Origin of the sequence: Corynebacterium sp. MSK150 (assembly GCF_030229215.1) — a bacterium.
In the GTDB taxonomy this organism is placed as follows: Bacteria; Actinomycetota; Actinomycetes; order Mycobacteriales; family Mycobacteriaceae; genus Corynebacterium.
On record NZ_JASPHM010000008.1, the window covers coordinates 61,375 to 82,198 of the forward strand.

General features: G+C 60.5%; 13 protein-coding genes. All 13 read right to left on the bottom strand.

Features of this window, described 5'->3' with window-relative positions:
• Positions 1 to 131 precede the first annotated feature (131 nt).
• Positions 132 to 1,688: an acyl-CoA carboxylase subunit beta gene (locus tag QP941_RS06510; protein WP_049377556.1), complete on the bottom strand. Its 1,557-nt coding sequence runs from the start codon at positions 1,686 to 1,688 to the stop codon at positions 132 to 134.
• Complete coding sequence (locus tag QP941_RS06515) at positions 1,663 to 6,369, bottom strand: type I polyketide synthase (protein WP_284868436.1); 4,707 nt, start codon at positions 6,367 to 6,369, stop codon at positions 1,663 to 1,665. Before QP941_RS06515 ends, QP941_RS06510 begins: the two co-directional genes overlap by 26 nt.
• A gap of 79 nt (positions 6,370 to 6,448) precedes the next feature.
• Positions 6,449 to 8,161 carry an AMP-binding protein gene (locus QP941_RS06520; protein WP_284868437.1) on the bottom strand — a complete coding sequence of 571 codons (1,713 nt, stop codon included), beginning with the start codon at positions 8,159 to 8,161 and terminating at the stop codon, positions 6,449 to 6,451.
• Positions 8,162 to 8,220: 59 nt separating this feature from the next.
• Positions 8,221 to 9,135: a cutinase family protein gene (locus QP941_RS06525; protein WP_284868438.1), complete on the bottom strand. Its 915-nt coding sequence runs from the start codon at positions 9,133 to 9,135 to the stop codon at positions 8,221 to 8,223.
• Between the two features lie 22 nt (positions 9,136 to 9,157).
• The gene (locus QP941_RS06530) at positions 9,158 to 9,592 is read right to left on the bottom strand and encodes a hypothetical protein (protein ID WP_284868439.1); all 435 of its coding nucleotides are present in this window, start codon (positions 9,590 to 9,592) and stop codon (positions 9,158 to 9,160) included.
• A gap of 2 nt (positions 9,593 to 9,594) precedes the next feature.
• Positions 9,595 to 11,541, bottom strand: a complete 1,947-nt coding sequence (locus QP941_RS06535) for an alpha/beta hydrolase-fold protein (RefSeq protein WP_284868440.1) — start codon at positions 11,539 to 11,541, stop codon at positions 9,595 to 9,597.
• Positions 11,542 to 11,678: 137 nt separating this feature from the next.
• On the bottom strand, positions 11,679 to 13,079 hold the full coding sequence (locus QP941_RS06540; protein WP_284868441.1) for an NAD-dependent succinate-semialdehyde dehydrogenase: 1,401 nt from the start codon (positions 13,077 to 13,079) through the stop codon (positions 11,679 to 11,681).
• 21 nt (positions 13,080 to 13,100) lie between these two features.
• Complete coding sequence (locus tag QP941_RS06545) at positions 13,101 to 14,246, bottom strand: HNH endonuclease signature motif containing protein (RefSeq protein ID WP_284868442.1); 1,146 nt, start codon at positions 14,244 to 14,246, stop codon at positions 13,101 to 13,103.
• Positions 14,247 to 14,405: 159 nt separating this feature from the next.
• A complete protein-coding gene (locus QP941_RS06550) occupies positions 14,406 to 15,419 on the bottom strand; it encodes an alpha/beta hydrolase (protein WP_284868443.1) in 1,014 nt (337 codons plus the stop codon).
• A gap of 137 nt (positions 15,420 to 15,556) precedes the next feature.
• Entirely contained in the window at positions 15,557 to 17,251 is a 1,695-nt protein-coding gene (locus QP941_RS06555; RefSeq protein WP_284868444.1) for an arabinofuranosyltransferase AftB family protein, read from the bottom strand.
• A gap of 53 nt (positions 17,252 to 17,304) precedes the next feature.
• Positions 17,305 to 18,285, bottom strand: coding sequence for a decaprenyl-phosphate phosphoribosyltransferase (locus tag QP941_RS06560; protein ID WP_284868445.1), 981 nt, complete (start codon positions 18,283 to 18,285; stop codon positions 17,305 to 17,307).
• Entirely contained in the window at positions 18,278 to 18,793 is a 516-nt protein-coding gene (locus QP941_RS06565) for a phosphatase PAP2 family protein (RefSeq protein WP_284868446.1), read from the bottom strand. The genes QP941_RS06560 and QP941_RS06565 overlap by 8 nt, the downstream gene beginning before the upstream one ends.
• Positions 18,783 to 20,735 carry a glycosyltransferase gene (locus QP941_RS06570; protein ID WP_284868447.1) on the bottom strand — a complete coding sequence of 651 codons (1,953 nt, stop codon included), beginning with the start codon at positions 20,733 to 20,735 and terminating at the stop codon, positions 18,783 to 18,785. The genes QP941_RS06565 and QP941_RS06570 overlap by 11 nt, the downstream gene beginning before the upstream one ends.
• Between the last annotated feature and the right edge of the window lie 89 nt (positions 20,736 to 20,824).

A 20,824-nucleotide genomic window follows, 5' to 3' on the forward strand; every position in this document is an offset into this window, starting at 1 on the left:
TACGCCTGCCTGATTGAGAATATCAACGATGAAACCGATAAGTTCGCTGACGATATCCACAGCGCTAGACAGAATCATAGATAACTCCTTCACTAGGATTAGCTCTTTATATGCTATCCAAGCACAAGGCATTACATCGGCGCAATAGTGTGCTTCTTCGGCAGATCGCTTTCCTGCTTGGTGGCCAGTTGGCGCAGTGCCTGACGGAGCGCCAAGCGCGACTGATTCGGCTGAATCATCGCATCTAGATAGCCGCGCTCGGCCGCAACATACGGAGCGGTCATGGTCTCATCGTAGAAGTCCATGAACATCTTCTTGGTCATCTCTCGCTGCTCAGGGGTCTCGGCGGCCTCGAGCTGCTTACCGGCGATCATCACCACGGCAGCGGCCGCGCCCATCACGGCGATCTGCGCGGTCGGCCACGCCAGGTTGATATCACCGGTCAGGTTCTTCGAGCCCATCACCGCATAGGCACCGCCGTAGGCTTTGCGCACGATGAGCGAGACCTTCGGCACGGTGGCTTCCACCACGGCGAAGGCGAACTTGGCGCCGCGGTGGATAAGTCCCACCTTTTCCTGTTCCACGCCCGGCAGGTAGCCCGGGGTATCCACCACAAAGACCAGCGGAATATTGTAGGCATCGCAGATGCGGATGAAGCGCGCGCCCTTATCGGCGGCGTCGGCATCAATGCAGCCCGCAAGGTGCATGGGGTTATTGGCCACAAAGCCAACGGTCTTGCCATCGATGCGACCGAAAGCGGTGATCATATTGGGCGCGAAGTTCTCCTGAATCTCAATGAGATCCTCGTCATCGCCCAATTGGGTCAACAAGTCCATCATGTCGTAGCCAGCATTGGTGTCATCCGGCATGAAGGCGTTGAGCTCTTCGTCTTCGGCCACTTCGGCGTCGGCAGGCGCAGCGAACTCCGGCGCCTCATCAAAGCAGGTCAGCGGCAGGTGATCGAGGAGATCGCGGACCATATCAAAGGCGTCGTCCTCGGAAGGGACGACCGCCGAGACATTACCGTTGAGCTCCTGCTGGCGAGCACCGCCCAGCTCGGCGGAGGTGATGTCCTCACCGGTAACCTCACGGATGACGTTCGGGCCGGTGACATACATTTCTGCTTCCTCATCCACGGCAATGACAAAGTCCGTGGTCACAGGAGCATAGACGGCGCCACCGGCGGACTTGCCCATCATGATGGAAATCTGCGGGCTGCGGCCGGACAGCGGGAGCTGGCGGCGGGCGATCTCGGAATACATGGCCAACGAAGTCACCGCATCCTGGATGCGGGCGCCGCCGGAATCCTGGATACCGATAACCGGGCAGCCAATCTTGATGGCCATGTCCATGACCTCGGTGACTTTCTTACCAAAGGTCACGCCGACAGAACCGCCATAGACGGTCTTATCGTGAGCGTAGATACACACTGGGCGGCCGGAGATGCGGCCATAGCCGGTGACTACGCCATCAGAATAAATGGCGTCAGGGTCGCCCGGGGTCTTGCCCAAGGAGCCGGTTTCGACGAAGGAACCCTCATCTAGCAATTCATTGATGCGTTGACGAGGGGTGGTGCGCCCAGCCTCGTCGCGGCGCTTGCGGGAGCGCTCACTGCCTGGGTCCTGCGCCTTATCCAGGCGCTCGCGCAGGTCAGCGAGTTTCTCAGCGGTTGTCTGCTTGGCCGCCACGTATCTTCTCCTCGATCCATTCGTCCATATGCTTGCCCACGATGCCGATGGCCGGCTCGTCGGGCACTGCAAGGTGATCGCCTTGCAGCTGCACAATTTCTAGATCCTTAACGATAACTCCCCAACCGCCGTCGGGGTCAATCTCAGCGTAGCGCGGCTCCAGCTCAATCGCACCGTCGTGCATGCGCTCGGAACGGAAAAGCAGAACCGGCACGGTGACATCGGCCCAGCGATGGAAGTCGATCTTGGCCAGAATCTGGTTATCCACAAAGGAAGCGCGCTGGTGCTCCAGTACGCCGGCGGCAAGGCCGTGCTCGGAGGCGTCGGTAGTAGCAAGGAACTCCGCCAGCATGGTCATGAGCGCATCTTCGCCCATGGTCTCAAGCATCTCGTACGGCGGCTCGAAGTCCAGGCCGTAGGTCTTTTTGGCAAAGGCCGCGTAGCGCTCCCACCGGGCACGGGTTTCTTCCGGGGTATCCGGCGCTGGGTTCGACGGCTGGGTGGTATCCAGTAGCGCGATGAACGCCACGTCCGCCGAATCCTGACCGCGTTGGGTGCGCTGATGCAGCTGATAGGCCACCTCGTAGGCCAGCGCGCCACCGAAGGACCATCCGCCGAGCACGACCTTGCGGCCGCGAGCGTAGTGCAGGATGTCCTCGATATAAGCCTCGGCGCGCTCCTCCAGCGAGCCCTCAATGCGCTCTACGCCGTAGACTGCGACGTCCTCAGGCAGGCGGCGCGTCAGTGGCTGGTAGACCACAGTGGTGCCGCCAGCTGGGTGGAACATGAATACGGCAGGACCATCAGACTCGCGCAGGACGCGGATATTGCCTTCTACCTCGGTCTCCAATCCTTCCCGGACGAGGTCGGCCAAAGTCTCTAGCGCCTCAGCCTCGTGGACCTGCTGGGCGGTGACCTCGATGCCGGCACGCTCGGTGAGGCGCTCGGCGATCTGGGTCGCTACCTCATCGCTTACCTCAGGCAGCGCCGAGGTAACGCCCGCAGCTGCCTTACCGGTAAAGGTGGCCCAGGTGCCAAAGACCATGCGCTCCGAGGCATCGCGCGGGGCAACGCCGACGCCCTGGCCGGGTTCGTCTTCTTCTGGTGCAGGGGTGTCCGCAGAAGCAATGTCGCTGGTATCCACACTGCCGCCGGCTACGGCCTCTTCCACCATGGCAATGACGTCGGCCAAAGAGGCGTCGCGAAGCGCCTGCACCTGCAGCGGCGGAATCTGGAAGTCATTTTCCACGCGGTTCTTAATGCGCATGCCCATCAGGGAATCCAGGCCCAAGTCAATGAGCGGCAGCTCGCGCGGTAGGTCAGAGACGTCGTAGCCCATGGATTCCGACACGATGAGCGCGAGACGGTCTTCCACGGTTTCCTCCGCGGGATCCCAGCGCACGGCATCAACTTCTGCGGTTGCTGCAGGCTCGCTTTCAGGCACATCGGCCACGCCCGGGATGGGCGCCACGCCCAAGTCCAAGGCGGAGGCAAAGCCTTCCGCCAAAAGCTCGGTCTGCGCACCCCGGACAGCGTAGACGGCCACGGACATGCCACCGATGGACTGGCTTACCACCGTGGTGACCTCACCGCGCGGTGGCAGATCGGCATGCTCCTCGGTAGCGATGATGCGCGCCCCAGGCTTGACAGCCTCGGCCGCGGCCTCCACGATGGCCAGCGCGGAAGGTGCCTGGTCCGCATTGGTAGAGAAGGCCACCTTTCCCTCTGGCAGGTTGACGCGTGCGCCCGGCAGGCCGGATACGCCGGCCGACGGACGCGCGTTGGTCCAGAAGCGCTGACGGTTGAACTGGGTATAGGGCGCCTCTACGCGCGCACCAGAGCCAAAGACCGCGCCAAAATCTACCGGCATGCCGGCAACATAAAGCTTGCTGAGCAGATCCAGCAAGGACTCGGTGGGCTCCACCTTGCGCTTCAACGCATACAGCAGCTGGGCATCGGCCTTGCCCACGGCGAAGGCGGTGGACATGAGGCCCATCAGCGCTACCGGGTTCGGCGAGATTTCTACCAGCTGGGTGTGGCCGGCGTTGAAGGCCGCCTCGGTGGCATCCTGCAGGTAGACCGAGTGGCGGGTCATGCGCAGCCAGTAATCCTCATCGTGCACGGTGGTACCAGGACGATAAACCTCGCCCTTATCTACGGAGGAAAACAGCGGGGTGTGCAGCGGCTTGGCTTCCATGCCGGCGATGGCTGCATGCAGCTCGCCCAGGATGGGGTCCACGGCCGAAGTATGCCCGGCGGCCTTCACATTGAGCGCACGGGCGAACTTGCCCTCGCCGTCGAGCTTTTCCACCAGGTCCAGCACCTCTTGGCGGGGGCCGCCCACGGTGGTCATACCGGGTCCGGTATACACGGCGGGTTCGATATTGCCGTCGAGCGCGGCAATGTCCTCGGCCGAGAGCTCTACGACGGCCATGGCTCCTTGCTCGGCATCGCTTAGCGACGCCTCACCCTCACCCATCAACCGCGCACGGTGGCAGGCAATGACCATGGCGTCCTCTGCGGAGATGCCGCCTGCGGCATAGGCCGCTGCGATCTCGCCCATGGACATGCCCATCACGCCGGCCGGACGAACGCCAAAGGAAGCAAGCAAGTCCGTCAATGCAATCTGGATAGCGGTGATGGCCACCTGAGCGGTCTCGGTGTCATAGGTTTGGGCATCGTCGTTGACGATATCCAGGATGGACCAGCCGGACTCAAAGTCCACGATGGCATCCAGCTCTTCCAAGCGGGCCTTGAACTGCGGCGAGAGCGCAATCATGTCCTTGGCCATCTTGCGGTGCTGGGATCCGAAACCGGAGTAAACAAATACTGGGCCCGGGACCTGCGGGGAATCCGCAGCGGCGATGCCAACGGAAACCTTGCCCTCAGCTACCTGGCGCAGGCGCTTGACCGCTTCCTCGGTGGAGCTAGCCGTCACGACGGCGCGGGAACGGGAGTGGTTGCGGCGGGCGACGGTGCGGGCGACGTCGACAAGCGCGGGCTTTTCCGCTTCAATGAAGTCTGCCAACAGGGCCGCAGCGCGCGCCCGGCGCGAAGGCAAGAGGCCAGAGACCGGCAATGCGACCGTTTCAGTGGAAAGCTGCGGCGCGCGTTCGGCCGGGGTGCCGCGGTAATCGGTGAGCACAACGTGCGCATTGGTGCCGCCGAAACCAAAGCCGGATACGCCAGCGACCTTGTGGCCGGAGTACTCGGGCCACTCGCGTGGATCCTCGACTACCTCGAGATGCTCGGCCTCGAAATCGATATAGCGGTTCGGCGCCGAGTAATTGATATTGGCCGGAATCACGTCATTGCGCATGGCCTGGATGACCTTAATGAGGCCTACCACACCCGCGGCGGATTCGGAGTGACCGATATTGGTCTTGGCCGAGCCGAGCAAAATAGGAGTATCGACCCCACGCCCCGCGCCGAGCACGCGGCCTAGGGCGGAGGCCTCGATCGGATCGCCCAGAATGGTGCCGGTGCCGTGGGCCTCGATATAGTCCACGTCCTGTGGATTTACGCCCGCATCAGCATAGGCGCGGCGCAGCACATCCTCCTGTGCCTCCGGGTTCGGGGCGGTCAGGCCATTGGAGTGGCCATCGGAGTTGACGGCCGAGCCCTTGATGACGGCGAGGATATCGTCGCCGTCCGCTTCCGCGTCCTCCAAGCGCTTGAGCACGAGGACGCCGGCGGCGTCGGCACGCACGATGCCATCGGCGTCATCCGAAAAGGCGTGAATGGCGCTCGTTGGAGAGGTAACGCCCAACTCCGAGAACGCCGTGGACGCATGCGGGGCGGCCAGAATATTCACGCCGCCGGCCAGCGCCACGTCCGCGCTTCCCGTGCGCAGATCCTTCATCGCCTGGTTCACCGCCACGAGGGAGGAGGAGCAAGCCGTATCCACGTTGATGGAAGGGCCGCGGAAATCCAAGGCATAGGAAATGCGGTTGGCCACCACAGCAGAAGAAATGCCAGTTAGCGCATACGGGTGCATCTCGGCGGAATCCGCGCCGATGAGCATGCCGTAGTCATTATTGGTCGAGCCCATGTACACACCGGTCTGCGTGCCACGCAGCTCATTGGCAGGAATACCGGCGTTTTCTAGCGCTTCCCACACCAGCTCCAATAGGATGCGCTGCTGGGGATCCATATTGGCGGCCTCAAGTGGGGACAGGCCAAAAAATTCCGCGTCAAAGGAGGCGATGTCTTCAAGGTAACCGCCATCGGTATTCTGCTGAGCGATCTTCTCACTCATGACCGGATCGGCGGAGTACTCGGACCACCGGCCCACTGGCAACGGGCCGGTGCCTGCGCGGGATTCCGCCAACATAGACCAGAACTCTTGGGCGTTCTTGGCGCCCGGGAAGCGGCCGGAAAGACCAATGACCGCAACGTCGGATCCCTGCGCGATCCGCGGGGCGTACTCTTCCGGCTGGAGCGCCGCCGGTGCGTTCAGCAGGCGGTCCGCCAGCAGCTCGATGGTGGGATACTCATATGCCACGGTGGCATCGAGGCGGGTGCCCAGAAGGTTTTCCAGCTCGCCGGATAGCACTACAGCATCCCGCGAGGAGAGGCCATAATTTTCCAAAGGCTTGGAATCTAGGATCTCTTCGGCGGAAACACCGGTGGCCTGGGCGACCCAGTCACGCAGCCATGCTCGCAGTTGCTCGATGGTCATAAAAAGGTCTTTCGTTACGGAAAAATACTAAATGGCGTAGGGGTATATCGCTATATTTTGTCACTTTGTTAGCGATATATCAGAATCCCACATAATTCTTCTTGGCTACGCGGCGCGCAATCTTGCCGGAGGACGTGCGGTTGATTTCGCCAGGCGCCTTCCACACGATGTCATCCGGAGTGATGCCATGGTGGGCAGTGACCGCGGTGCGAATGGCCTCGGTGGCCTCGGAATCGCCGGACGGCTGCGCATCATCGGCTCGCTCCACCAGCAGGACGAGGGACTCAGAGTCATTGCCTTCCACGGAGAAGGCAGCAACGGAATCCGGGCGAACCTGCGTGGAAGCGGCTTGCACCGTGCCCTCAATATCCTGCGGATAATGGTTGCGTCCAGCAATGACGATGAGATCCTTCAGGCGGCCGGTGATATACAGTTCCCCATCCACGATGGCCGCCAAGTCTCCGGTGGCCATCCAGTAATCGTCTTCCGGCAGGCCATCCTGTTGACGCTCACCCAGGGTATTGCGGAAGGTCGCAGCGGTTTCCTCTGGGCGGTTGAGGTAGCCGGTGGCCATGTTGGGACCGTGGACCCAGATTTCTCCGATAACGCCGTCCTTTACCTCGGCGCGCGTTTCCGGATCCACAATGGCGAGGTGCTGGTGCGGAACGCACTGTCCATTGGAGGCGTAAGCGACGGTGTCATCGGATTTCTCCTCGATGACGGCACGACCTGCGGCTAGCTCCGCGCGGTTAAAGTGCGAGATGACCGGGCGCTTGTCAGTTTGCGGGGTAGACACAATAAGCGCCGCTTCTGCCAGACCATAGGACGGGCGCAGTACGGAACGGTCCACGCTGAAGGCTTCGAGGAAGGAGTCCACGGCCGATTCGGTCACCGGCTCGGAACCGATAATGATGCCGCCCACGTGCGAGAAATCTGCATCCTTGGCATGGCGAGCGGCGAGTTCCAAGGCAAAGTTCGGGATGGCGGCATAGGTGGCCTGCTTGCCCGCGGTGAGGCGCCGGACCCAGCGATCCGGGTGCTGGATGAAATCGCGCGGGGTCATCATCTCGAAGTCGAGGCCCAAAATGGTGACGAATACGGCAAGGATGATGCCCATATCGTGGTGCATCGGCAGCCAAGAAACGATGCGGGCAGGCATCTGCAGCTGCAGTGCCTGGAAGATCTGCGCCACGTTGGTAATAATCGCGCGATTGGTGAGCTCCACGCCGGCCGGGGTGCGGGTGGAACCGGAAGTGTACTGCAGGAAGGCAGTGTCTTCTGCGGTTCCCTCCACAGGAGTCCAGGAGGAAGCCAAAGAATCAGGAAGGGCGTCGAGGGAAATGATGCGCGGGCGCTCGCGTTGAGCGGAAAAGTACGTGCGCACTGCCGCCGCCGATACGCGGTTAGTCACCACGATGGACGGTTCACAGTCACCAAATACGGCCTTGAGGTGTTCCGAGTGCCCCGGTTCGTTGGGGTCATATAGCGGAATCGGCACCATGCCCGCATATAGAGCGCCCAAGAAGCCGAATACGTATTCTGGTGAATTACCAGCCAAGATAGCCACGCGGGTACCAGGCTCTGCCACCTGCTGCAGGCGCGCCGCCACCACCTTGATGCGGTTATTGACCTGTGCGCGGGTGAGCTCCCGGCAGGTTTCTTCCTCACCGTAGATCCACTGGCGCATCACCACGCGGTCTGGTTCGGTCTCCGCTTGGAAGAGCTTCTCTGCCAACTGGGCCAAGGTGAACTCGGGCGCTAAGAACTGCCCCATCTGCGCTTTTAGATCCATCGATTCTCCTTAGGTAAATGGTTTCGGTAATAAAACTATCGGAGTTGGGGGAATGGTTGTTACGCGGCGTCGATAAGCTGGCGGGCCCAGCCCACTACCCACTGGTTGGCAGTCGTGCCATCGATAACGCCACTATTAGAGGCGTACTGCGCATGCACGCCATTCGCGGCAATCAAACCCTGCGCGCGCTCTAGCGCATTAGTCACGTTTGGCGGGGCATCACACACCGAATCATTGGGCGCACAAATCTGGAAAGTGCGATCCGCGAGGCTACCGAACCCATTCTGGCGCGCACCACGCATGGAAGCCCCCGGCACGATGGGCTGAACCAATCCGGATACCGGCTGAAGGGCAATTTCAGCACCCACGCCGCCCACCTTGCGGCCTGGGTTTTGCCCGACGCCATTTTGGCGGCGGCCGTCAGCGATAAGGGCCACGCCTGCGATGTTTTCCGCCGGGACCACGCCCTGGCCGCCACCAATCTCATCGGCAACGTCGCCAGCAATCACGGCACCCTGAGAAAAGCCGCTCACAATGAACTTGGTAGCTGGGCAGCTTTGGTGAACGCTACGCAGCTCGTCATTCATCTTGGCGGTTCCCTCATTGCGGGAATCGTCGTAACTCATCTCATGTTGCGCATTAATATTTTTGAATTGCGCGGTATAAGGAAGGGTCCAGACCTTCACGTCGTCCCCGTAGGCTTCCTGCAGCGGCTTCGTAATAGACAACATGAACGAGCGCGGGTTCGCAGAAGGATTAATGGGGTCATCGTCAGCCGCGGACTCCCAGGTACCCGGGGCAGAAATGAACTCCACACGGGGGCACCACTCGGGCTGCTGCGGTTGCGGCGGCGCAGCCTGCTCCGAGGTATGCGGAGCCGGGGAATCAGTGCCTTGGTTGAAGTAACGCGACGCGCCCACGCCGATGACAGCTAAAACGACGAGGGCCGCGACAACGGTAATAGTTTTTCGCATGGATTAGTTGTACCAGGTAAACCTAGCAAATCCCTGAACGTGCGGAATCTTTGATGAGCTGGGAAAGCTCCTCAAAACTCTGCGTGGTGCGCTGCTGCTCGATGAGCTGGCCGGCAACCGCAGAAATGGTGACCTCATTCTCGTCGCAGGCCGCTTTGCCAGCTCCGAGAAGCTGATCCTCTACGCCATCGACGTTAACGCCGGCGTCCTTGAGCTTGTCCAAGTACTTGGCGTCCTGTTCCGGCACCTCAGCGGACGGGATTTCAGAGATCTCGCGCGCACCGCGGTCTTCTTGCGACTTAGAGGTGGCACTCTCCGAAGAAGAGGAAGGGGCCTCGGACTCCCGCTCGAGGGGCGCGACCTCGGTCTCTTGCGGCGGTTCGCTATCCACCGTGGCGGAATCGCAGCCCGCAAGACCCAAGCACAGCGCCGCGCCCACAACTACTAGCTTGCGCATAGCTACTTCTTCTCGGTCCGAACCTGGCCGAGGACCTCGCTGATCTTGCCGTGCTGGAATTCCTGGCTCAGGCCGCCAGCGGCAATCTCGGAATAGTCAGAAGTAGGCCAGCCGAACTCGCCCTGCTCCCAGCCAGCCTGGCCCCAGCGGTCCATGATCTTGCTCTTCAAGATGTAGTGCGCACCAGTCTTCGGGGACCAGTAGATGCTGCCCTTCTCAAAGGTCTGGAAGAAGCCGCCGTTGACGGCGTTCTCACCGGACGTCGGGAAGCCGAGCGCAGATTCAGCGCCGCCCATGTCCTTGTACTTGGCGCCGATAGCACCGTGGACTACCTGGTTGGAGCCATCCGGATTACGGGTCAGGATGCCATCCTGGAATTCCTGCATGTAGCCCTCGCCGACCTTCTTAACCGAGCCGGTCGGGTACTTCAGGTCGCCCTTTTCGTAGCCGTTCTTGCCCCAAGCCTGGAACATATCACCGGTAATCTCCCACGCGCCGGTCTCCGGGGACCAGTAGATGGAGCCGTGCTCGAAGTGCACGAAGCGGCCCTTGCCGTCCGGGGTCTTAGACTCGCCAGTCTTAGGGAAGCCCAGCCAGGAGGTAGGTCCGCCGATCTCGGCGTAGCGGGCACCAATGCGGCCGAAGAGGGCGTGCGCACCGGTATCCGGGGACCAGTAAGCGGTACCAGACTCGAAGTCCTGGGCCTTGCCCTTCTTGGCGACGTCGTACTCGTTATTCAAGCAAGAGCCAATGACGCCGCTCTTGGTTTCCTTGGCGATGGCACCGATAACCTCACAGTCCGCACCGCGATCAGCCGTGTCCATCTCGAGGGCATCTGCGATGTAGGGCCATGCCTGCTGCATCTCAAACTGCCAGTATTCCCAGCTGTGCACGCCGGATGGGCGGAACTTAATCACAGGGTTAATCTTGGCGCGCTTTGCGTAGTCCACATAGGTTTGGGTGGACATGCGGGAAATGACCTCCAAGCCCATGCCGGCGAGGTTTGCTTGACCCTTGGCCACGGAGTTGGCGTTACCAAAGTCATCCTTGCCCGAACCTGCAGAGACATAGACCTTCATGTCCTTCAGGTTTTCAATGCCCAGCTTCGGATCGTGGTCGATCCAGTTTTGAGAACCTGGCTCGCCCCACATCTTGCGGGAATCATAACCGCCGGCATCGCGCTGCGCAGCCATAATGGCTTCCGGCATGCCGCGCGTAGTGGTGTCCAGGTAACCGGAGAAGGAACCCACGAAGTTAAACAGGTGTGGGTTGCGCTCAGCCAAGTTCATCGCGGCGGTGCCGCCCATGGACAGGCCGGTGACCGCACGCTTGTGGTTCGAGCGGTACTCATTGTCCAAAATAGGGATCAATTCCTTGGTCAGGAAGGTCTCCCACATGTAGCGCTTACCGCGGTCTGCCTGCTCCCAGTCCGAGTAGAAGGAAGATTCGCCGCCTACCGGCATAACTAGGTTGACGTTACGGTCAGCGTACTGGTTCAAAATATTGGTCTCGATGGTCCAGCCGGACTCATCGTCACGCGCACGTAGGCCGTCGAGCGCCCATACCTCTGGGAACTTCTTTTCCGGGTGGGAGTACCAGTCACGAGCAAGCTGGATTTGTACCTTCTGCTCTTTGTCCGGCATAGCCGCGGACTTGATGTAGACCATCAGGTGGCGGTTGGTCAGGTACTCCACACGGTTGATCTTCACGCCCTCCGGCAGACCCTTAACATCCGGGTATTCGGTGTTCAACGGAGTGCGGGCGGGCGGATCCTTCGGTGCGAAGTGATCGGACAGGCTGGAATCGCCGCCGATGGCGGAAGAGAGATCGCCTACGGAAGATTGTGCGGTGGCGTTTGGCAGCAGAGCCAAACCCACGGCAATAGCGGTAGGTACTGCGGCCACTGCAAGGCCCTTGCGAGCTTTGCTCGGGGAAGTGCTTTTGCGCATAGGTAAACGTCCTTGAAGATTTGCCGCGGTACCTTTCCGAGGGTTCCCCTCCCCCGGACCGATGCCTGCGGCGTGAGCTGTCTATCGTGTGCTCAAGTTTAAGTTGAACTTGAGACTTACGCTAGACTGACACGCCGCTACATTGCCGGGGAGTTACCCGGGTTATCCTGTCCGCTGACGCGGTACAGGTGCTCGTTAACAAACTCGCCGACGCCCCAGCGCGCCAGCTCCCGGCCGTAGCCGGAGCGGTTCACGCCACCGAATGGCAGGCCTGCTGCGGTTACCGACGCCTCGTTGACAAACGTCATGCCATCGTTGAGCTGGTTTGCTACCTCGAATGCGGCATCCAGGTCGGTACCCCACACGGAGCTGGACAGACCATACTCCGAGTTATTGGCAATCTCGATAGCCTCTTCAACATCCTTGGCCTTGTAGACAATAGCCACAGGGCCGAAGATCTCGTTGCAGCCTACGTCGGTGGATGGGTCGACGTCGGTAAGCAGTGCAGGCTCCATGTAGGCGCCCTCGCGGTCAATCTTCTTGCCGCCTACGCGAATCTTGGCGTCACCATTGGCCGCGGCCTTTTCCAGGCGCTCCACAATCTCATCGCGAGCACCGATGGAGGACAGCGGACCAATGTCGGCATTCTCGTCGTCATAAGTGCCGACCTTCATGTCCCCAATCTTCTTCTCCAGGTACTCCACGGTGCGGTCGTAGAAGTCCTCCAGAACAATGAGGCGTTTTGGCGCGTTGCAGGCCTGGCCGGTGTTGTACATGCGGATCAGGCTGTACTGATCCAGTACCCACTCCAAGTTCTCATCATCAATAATCAGGAACGGGTCGTTGCCGCCCAGCTCCAGCACGGACTTCTTGTAATTTTCGCCAGCAGTCTTGGCCACGGCAGCACCCGCGCCCTCCGAGCCGGTCAGCGAAACACCCTTGATGCGCTTGTCCGCTACAAAGGCATCCATCTGGGAACCGGAAGCGTAGATGTTGATGTACGCGTCCTTCGGCAGACCAGCCTCTTCCAGGATGTCCTGGCATGCCTGGGAAGACAGCGGGCAAATAGAAGCGTGCTTGAGCACAATGGTGTTACCCAACAGCAGGTTAGGCGCCGCGAAGCGGGCTACCTGGTAGTACGGGAAGTTCCACGGCATGATGCCCAGCAGTGGACCGATCGGCTCCTTGCGCACTACGGTCTTGTCGGCATTCTGCGCCGGCAGGTACTCGTCGGCAAGCAGCTCGTGCGCGTGCTCGGAGTAATAGCGGTAAATATCGGCAACAATCTGTACCTCGGCCTTGGCCCAACGGGTCAGCTTGCCCATCTCGCGGCCGATATGATCGGCTAACTCATCAATGCGCTCTTCATAAAGATCAGCCGCGCGGGACAAAACCGCAGCACGCTCCTCGATGCGAGTGGTCCGCCATGCATCGTAGGCCGCGGTGGAGCGGTCTAGGATGTCATCGCGCTGCGAATCATCGATACGTTCAAACTGGTCTTCACTCTTGCCTGTGTTTGGATTCTCAATAGCGAACATGCGCCCCTGTATAGTCCCAACTCACAAGCCTTGCAATGATCCCCTCCTAAGCTTGAGGAATCGCTCCCACGTCAGCTTCCAATGAATATTCCGGGGTGCGAGAGGACCTGCCGCTCGGTCCACTTCGTAAGTACCATCCTCAAACATCCAGACAATATCTCCGGTAAACGGGTCCATGATGTATCGCACCCGACCATCCGTCTTCACGTTATGGTGATGCTGGCACAGGCTCACCAGATTTCCCACACTGGTAGGCCCTTTGTCGCCGTACTCCACTCGGTGATCCAGTTGACAATAGTGCGCTGGCATTGAACACCCGGGCCACCGGCAGGTCGCATCCCGTCCCTGCGCCCAGGCACGTATTTCTTCTGAGGGAACATACTTTTCGACGTCCTTGGCGGTTAGAGTTCGCACTGCAGAGTCATGTGCTAAGTCCTCCCCCAGGTCGCACCATCCTGCGCTAGGAATAAAGACGCGGGAAGGATCCTCGCCGGTGCGATAGGTGTTAATTACCACTTTGGTACTAGTGCGGTTAAAGATCAGGTTTTCCAGTGCCTCCGCCTTTGCCACCCCGTCTTGTGCTGCCGCTTTATCAACATGCCTGGAGATCGCCGCCGCTGTGGCCTTATCTGTCTTCAACACGATCGTGGCCTGTCCACCCGAATAGGACACCGACACTGCACGCTCGATTTGCGCCGACAAATCTGGCTTCAGCAGCCCATCAATGAATCCGCGCAGGAAATTTCGGATTTCCGGTTCCGTCGGCACATGCTGTCCTGGGTCTTTGGGCGTGAGGAAATCTGCCAAGGCCGCATCAACCAGTTGGATCTGCGCTTCGCCCTCGCCGAGGGGGCGCAATTCCACGTCAATGACTTGGAGTCGCGGAAGGTCCAAAATCCAGTGTTCCGTTTGTACCGCGGTAGTAAGCGGCAGTTCGCGCATCCGAAAGTGGGCTTGGATCGCACTTGATACCCGCCATCGCGAAAGACCGAGCCTCTTGGACAATACGGCCAGTGTGCAATCAACGTCGTCTTCTAACTGTGGCAGCACTGCCTGGAACAGTTGCCATGATTGAATTCTTTGCACCATGGCCATGACACACACGGTGTCCTCCATGTCATTGGTAGAAAAATACGCCTGTTTTGGTGGTGCGGTAGCAGTAGTCACGAAAGCTCCCCCTCTGAAAAATTTCGCACACCCAATCGAACTAACGCCCCTAGATTAACGCAACGCCGCGACACCCGCAATAGTTAGACGCATCTTTGTTCGACACTCGTCGCAAAAGAAAATCCCCTTTCCTTAAGAAAGGGGATTCGGCCGCAAGAATTACCAAGCGTTCATGACGTTAAGCACCTGTGGCTTAGAGCGGTTGAGCTGGTAGCCGAACTGCTCCCAGTTGTGCAGGCCCTGGGCCGGGTAGTCCACGGTCGGGTTCAGGCCTTGCAGGCGAGCGGCGCCCTCCCACACGCGGGTGGTGATATTGGAGCCGAACTCGAGTGCAGCACCGGCGGCCTGGTGCTCCGGCAGGTAGTGACCATCGCCAGCACCTGGAACGCCGGAAGCGGCGGAGATATACAGGTTGGTATTGCGCAACTTCGGAATAAGCAGCAGCGGATCGTTCTGGAAACGCTTCGGGTTAAACAGGGAACCGTACATAGCGTTGATGTTGAATCCGCCCGCATCCAGCATGGCAAAGCGCATCATGGTCTGAGCGCCCGGGACCGTGGTGGTCAGGAAGCCGGAGTAGGACAGCGCCTGACGGAACTGGTTCGGGTGCTTTGCGGCGAGGGTCAGAGCAGCACCAGCGCCCATGGACAGGCCAGCAATGGAGTTATTGTTGCGGGCAACACCGAAGTTGCGCTCCAAGTAGCCAGGAAGCTCGCTGGTCAGGAAGGTCTCCCACTTGTAGTTGACCGGATTTTCCAGGTCGTAGGTAGCAGGCCCCTGCCAGTCAGCGTAGAAGGAAGCAGCACCACCGACGGGCATAGCGAGGGTGATGTTGTGCGGCTCGTAGGTCTTGGCAGCATTAACGTCATTTACCCATGCGTTTGTGCGCTCGGTGGCACGCAGGCCATCCAGCAGGTAGAGGGCAGCATTGCCGCCGCGCTTTGCCGGCTGAACCTGCACCGGGATGGTGCGGCCCATAGCCTGGGACCATACGTCGCAACGCTGGACCCACCAGCCGACCTTGTCCCACTCACACGTACCAGTGGCGTCACGGCGCAGCCAGTCGCGGTTGGCTGCCTCTGCCGGCTGGGAACCCGCCACGACGGCCAGGCCCAAAGCTACGGCAACTGCCATGATGACTGAAAGGACGCGACCCTTGATGGATGCAGTCATCTTTCTCCTTCAAACTACTCGGTGATTGTCACTAAGTTCTATCGTCCGGAACCTGTATACCGTTAACGTCACGGATCGATAACAATGTCACAGAATAGTGTAACTTAGGTTCCCCCTAAAGTCTGCATTTAAAGGGATTAACGCAGGTAGTCAGAGGGATTAGCAGAAAAAGTGAGGGTCCGGCCGTCGGTCAGGGAGAATTTAATATTTTTCCAGAAACGGTCCCAAGTTAGGGGTTCCCTGTATGTGGCGAAGAGTTTCTGAAAATCGGCGTCGGCAAGCGCGGCGCGAGCCTTGGCTGCCTCGTACTTATCAATCCACGCCGGTATCTCGTCGATATCGGCCGCGGAATCTGCCACCTGCCACGACATATCCAAGCTCTTGTCGTGCCCAATGCGCCCGCCCTCGATGCGCGGCTGGCGCGCCGCCAAAGGGTTGCTGAGGCCGATATTATCCAGCACGCGAATATCCAGCGGCGCATTCATGGAAGACAGGCCCAAATTGAGCAGGTAAACGGTCGGCGGATCGGTGCGCGAAGGGTCTGCAGGCGTGGCCGTCCACGAGAACCTATCTTCGCCCTTGATATAGCGGAAGGTCATCGCGTCGCCGGCCTCTAGCTCGTCGATTCCCTCCTGGTAGTCCTCCATAAACTTGGCGCCAAGGAATTCTTCGGCCCGCATAGGAGGATCCTGGCGCTGGGTGGCATAGGTCCAGAAATCGCGCTCGTCCACGATGGAAATTTCATCCGCATAGATGCTGCGATCCACCGGATGGCCGCGCAGAACGATAACCAGCGCCCACACCGCGCAGAGGACGGAGACGATCCACATGCGTACGCTAACGACAAAAATCGGAAGCAGAAGCGCAAAAAGTGGTAGCAGCAGCATGCGGCCGTGCATAAAGTCTCCACCCACACGCAAGACGTAAAGCGTATGGATGAGCGCCGCGCCCACAAAAAGATACGTGGCAGTGGCGGTGGATCGCAGAGCCGTGGGGCGCAGGTCCGCCTTCCACAGACCCGCAATGGCAAGCACGACAAGCGGCAGGAAGAGCCAGTACGGGCCGGCGAAATCAGCTAAGTAGCTAAAGCCCTTGCTCCATTCGGAACCCGCCGCGGACTTGGCCACGGCCGTGTGCGGGGTCAGCAGGCCGTAGTAACCCATGCGGAAAATCTCATAGGCCAACGGCAGCGGCACTGCGGCGGCAAGAATCTTCCACCAGCGGTGGGATACGAGCAGCACGATTCCCACCAGGCCGCCGTACAGGGCGAGCTCTGGGCGCACCAGCCAGGACAGTCCGGCCCAGAAGGCGAGCCAATAGGCGTCGCTATTGCTCCCGGAGTGACGGCGCGGGCGCGACCACCGCAGCAGCAGCCACCACAGCACCGCAAGGTAGAAGATGCACAGGCCCCATTCCAGCCCGGAAGTAAAGAAGTCCCGGGCCGGTGGCAGGGCCAAATACACAAGTGCGCCGGCCGGAAGGACGGCGCCAGAGCGCATGCTTGCCGACGCCCCCGTGCCGACAACCATTGCCGCTACCGCCAAGAAGAGGCCCAAGTAAATGGCGATGCCTTCCAGGTTTGCGTGGGAGACCCAGCGCACGAGGAAGATGAGATACTGCCATAGCGTGGAAGTATTGGCCTCCACGCGCTCGCCCATATTGAATACGGGTCCGTTTCCAGCTTCGAGATTGCGCACGGTACGCAGGACGATGAGGCCGTCATCGGAAATCCAGCGGCGAGCGAAGCCGCCCCAGAAAGATAAAACACCGATCACAAGAATGACCGCTGGGGTACTCCAGCGGGCGATACTCTTGTGATCGATGTTAAGCACGGGGAGAAAGTTTATCAGCCCCGCAGAAAATTTCTATATCGATTCCGCTGTGTCTAGAACAACGGCATGATATAAACCGCCATGGCAATGCAGGCGAGCCAAGCCAAGGCGAGAACCTGCAAAGTGCGGTCCTCCAGTGCAATCTCGTCCGGTGCGCCGCCCTGGCCGCGGTCCACATCGGCCGCATAGCGGAGGATGGCGATGGTAAACGGCACCATGGAAATCTGGTACCACACGCCACCGGTCTGGGCGTCATTTGCGAGTTCGAAGCCCCACAAGGTGTAGCAGATGACCACAGCGGTGGCGGCTAGGGTCCACACGAAGCGCAGGTAGGTGGGCGTATACCCCTCCAAGGACTTGCGGATTTTCGCGCCGGTCTGTTCTACCAACAGGATCTCCGAGTAGCGCTTGCCGGAGGCCATAAACAGCGAACCGAAGGCCGCCACCAGCAGGAACCACTGGGAGAGCTCGATGCCTGCGGCTACGCCACCGGCCATAGTGCGCAGCATGAAGCCGGAGGACACCAGCGCAATATCGATCACCGGCATATGCTTCCAGCCAAAGCAATAGCCCAACTGCAACGCGATATAAATCGCCATCACGATAGCCAGCTGCGGGCCGGCGGTGGCAAGGAAAGACAGGCCGATGGACAGGACGATGAGCACTACGGCCATGACATAGGCGAGCTTAATCGGCAGCACGCCCGAGGCAATCGGGCGGAAGCGCTTGGTCGGATGCTCTTGGTCCTCGCGCCAGTCCTTCGCATCGTTAATCAGGTAGATGGAGGAAGCGCCGAGGCAAAAGACGACGAAGGCCAAGAGGACGTCGAGAAGCACGCGGCCGTGGAATAACGCATCGGCGCCGGCCGCGGCGGGGGCGGCCAGCACCAGGACGTTTTTGACCCACTGCTTGGGGCGCAGGGCCTTAATCATGCCATCGGCAAGATTCTTCGGCGGCTTGCGCTTGCGGCCGGTATCTACGCCGGAGGTGTGCGGTTCCGAATGGAAAAAGTGCTGGTTTCCATCATCACTCATGCTTCATTCCTTTCATCACGACCTCCGCGGTAGCAGCGCCGATGGCCGCACCCACGGCCGTATCTGTTGGGTAGTGCACTCCGAGCACCATACGCGACGCCATCATTACCGGCACGCCGAAAAGGGGCGCCTTGCGGTCGGTAAGGCGGCTTACCGCCACCAGGAATGCGGTGGTCGAAGTCGCGTGCGAGCTGGGGAAAGACAACTTGGAGGGGGTCTTTACCCCCACGCGCACGTACGGATAATCCGGGCGCTTGCGGCGCACGATGCGCTTGAGTACCACGCTGGCGGCGTGCGCGAGGAAGGCGGCGGCTCCAACACGGATCCAGCCTTCGCGGCGGCGCTTGTCGATGCCCGCCCCTACCGCAGCGCTGCCCATCCAGCCCAAGGCATGCTCGCCCCAGTGACTAAGCCCTCGTGCGGTGGGCAGCACGCCGGGCACGTCGAAGGCTGCACCCTGGATGGATTCGAGGACGCGCGATTCTGCTACGGAAAGCTTATTGGGCATCGAAGACCTTCTTCCAGGACTCGCGCGAAGTCAGCTCCGGCTGTGCCGCGCGGTATTCGGCGCGCAGGTCGTCGAAGTTCTCCTCGATTTCCTTCAGCAGTTCGCGGGTCTGGGTCACGAGGTCCTTGGCTAGGTCGCGATCACGCTTGCGGAAGGCCACGCCGGTGCCACCCGCGGTGGACACAGTGGCCGAATCTACGCGGGACAAGGTGAACCAGCGGGCCTCGTCCGGGGTGAGGTTGAGCTGCGGCGCCTCATGGTGCGCAGCGTCTTCCTTGCTGACGAGGTGCTTGAGGCCCTTGATGGCCCACGGGATCTTCTTAATCTTGGCCAGGCGGCCGCCGATATTGCGGGTGGGCACGCCCGGCGCGCCGGTGGGAGCCGGGAGCTCATCGGCGGATTCCAGGATCACGGCATCGGAGTAGTTCTTGCGGATCTGTGCGATGCGCGGCAGCGAAGACTCCAGGATGTCGAAGAGATGGTCTGGCCCGGCCAGGAAGTCCCGCATGGCCTCAATTTGGATGGCCATGGTGGAGTATTCCATGCACATGGTGTGCTTGAGGGTGGACTTAAAGATGGACTTGGTAATGCCCTTGGCCGGTCCCTCGTGGTACATCGCGGCAACGATGAGGCGGTTGCGCAGGTGGAAGTAGGCCTGCCAGTCAATGGCATCGTCCTTGTCGGCCCAGGCCATGTGCCAGATAGCGGCGCCCGGCCAGGTCACCGTGGGGAATCCGTTGCGCGCAGCGCGCAGGGAGTACTCGGTATCGTCCCACTTGATGAAGAGCGGCAGCGGCTGGCCGTTGGTTTCTGCCACGATGCGCGGGAAGAGGCACATCCACCAGCCGTTGTATTCCACGTCAACGCGGCGGTGCAGCGCGCGGGAATCATACTTCTTGGGATCCAGGTGGGTTTCGCGGGTGCCGATGGCGCGCAGCGGGTACTTGGCAAAGTCGTGGTCGTAGACGGCGTGCGGCGCCGCGCCCCACATGAAATCGGCACGGTTAACCTGCTCGCCGGTAGTGCGCAGCTGGGAGCGCTCCTGCAGATTGAGCATCTGGCCGCCGACGATGATGGGCTTGGCCGCGTAGCGGGCCGCCTGAACCGCACGCAGCACGGAGTCCGGTTCGATGGCGATGTCATCGTCCATGTACAGGATGAAGGGCGAATCGGTATTTTCCAGCGCCTCGTACATGATGCGGGAGTAGCCGCCGGAGCCGCCCAGGTTGCCCTGGCGGAACTCGCGGAAGCGGTCGCCAAAGTGGGCCACCGCCTCGTCGTACCCCGGCTCATCGGCCGGGTGCTGGTTGCCTTGGTCCGGCATGAGGACGAAGTCGATGATCTCATCTACCACCGGGTCCTCGGCCAGCGCCTTGAGCGCTGCCACGGCATCGGTCGGGCGGTTAAAGGTGGGGATGCCAACCGCCACGCGCTTGTCCTGCGCCGGCTGTTCGGTGCCGTCCGGCAGCAGCTGCGGGCCGGGGGCATGGGGGGAGCACCAGGCGGCGTCGGCAAGCGTGGTTTCCTGCTCGGCGGTGATATCGAACCACAGCCAGCCGCCGTCCTCGAAGTTCTTAAGCGGCAGCTCAAACTCGTGGTGGCCGGTGCCTACCAGGTGGTTGGCCACGGAAATGCGCTGGCCATCCTGCTTGGAGCGGTAGAGGGAAATATTTGCCTGGCCCTCAATGTCTAGGCTGAGAATGACGGAGCGCAGCTGCGACCAACGGCGCCAATAAGAAGCCGGGAAGGCATTGAAGTAGGTCTCAAAAGAGGCTTCCTCGCCGGCAGGGATGGTTACGGAAGTGCGGTCAAACCAGCTAAGGCGTTCACGGTTTTGCTCGGCCTCGATGAGGTAGAGCATCCGCACATCAAAGGGCTCGCCGCGCTTAGGCAGCAGGATGCGCTGCAGGGGCTCATGGGCCTGGGTGTTGTTGGCAGTCACGATAGCTTCGATTCTCCAAACGGTATAAACAGTAGTCAGCGATTTAGCGTAGTTGCTTTTGCATAAGTACTACGGTTTACACGCGGAGC

Excerpts from the sequence above, each read along its gene's own strand:
- QP941_RS06540 (WP_284868441.1), bottom strand. The coding sequence starts at position 13,079 with ATGTTCGCTATTGAGAATCCAAACACAGGCAAGAGTGAAGACCAGTTT.
- QP941_RS06530 (WP_284868439.1), bottom strand. The coding sequence starts at position 9,592 with ATGCGCAAGCTAGTAGTTGTGGGCGCGGCGCTGTGCTTGGGTCTTGCG.
- QP941_RS06515 (WP_284868436.1), bottom strand. The coding sequence starts at position 6,369 with ATGACCATCGAGCAACTGCGAGCATGGCTGCGTGACTGGGTCGCCCAG.
- QP941_RS06520 (WP_284868437.1), bottom strand. The coding sequence starts at position 8,161 with ATGGATCTAAAAGCGCAGATGGGGCAGTTCTTAGCGCCCGAGTTCACC.
- QP941_RS06550 (WP_284868443.1), bottom strand. The coding sequence starts at position 15,419 with ATGACTGCATCCATCAAGGGTCGCGTCCTTTCAGTCATCATGGCAGTT.
- QP941_RS06560 (WP_284868445.1), bottom strand. The coding sequence starts at position 18,285 with ATGAGTGATGATGGAAACCAGCACTTTTTCCATTCGGAACCGCACACC.
- QP941_RS06525 (WP_284868438.1), bottom strand. The coding sequence starts at position 9,135 with ATGCGAAAAACTATTACCGTTGTCGCGGCCCTCGTCGTTTTAGCTGTC.
- QP941_RS06565 (WP_284868446.1), bottom strand. The coding sequence starts at position 18,793 with ATGCCCAATAAGCTTTCCGTAGCAGAATCGCGCGTCCTCGAATCCATC.
- QP941_RS06535 (WP_284868440.1), bottom strand. The coding sequence starts at position 11,541 with ATGCGCAAAAGCACTTCCCCGAGCAAAGCTCGCAAGGGCCTTGCAGTG.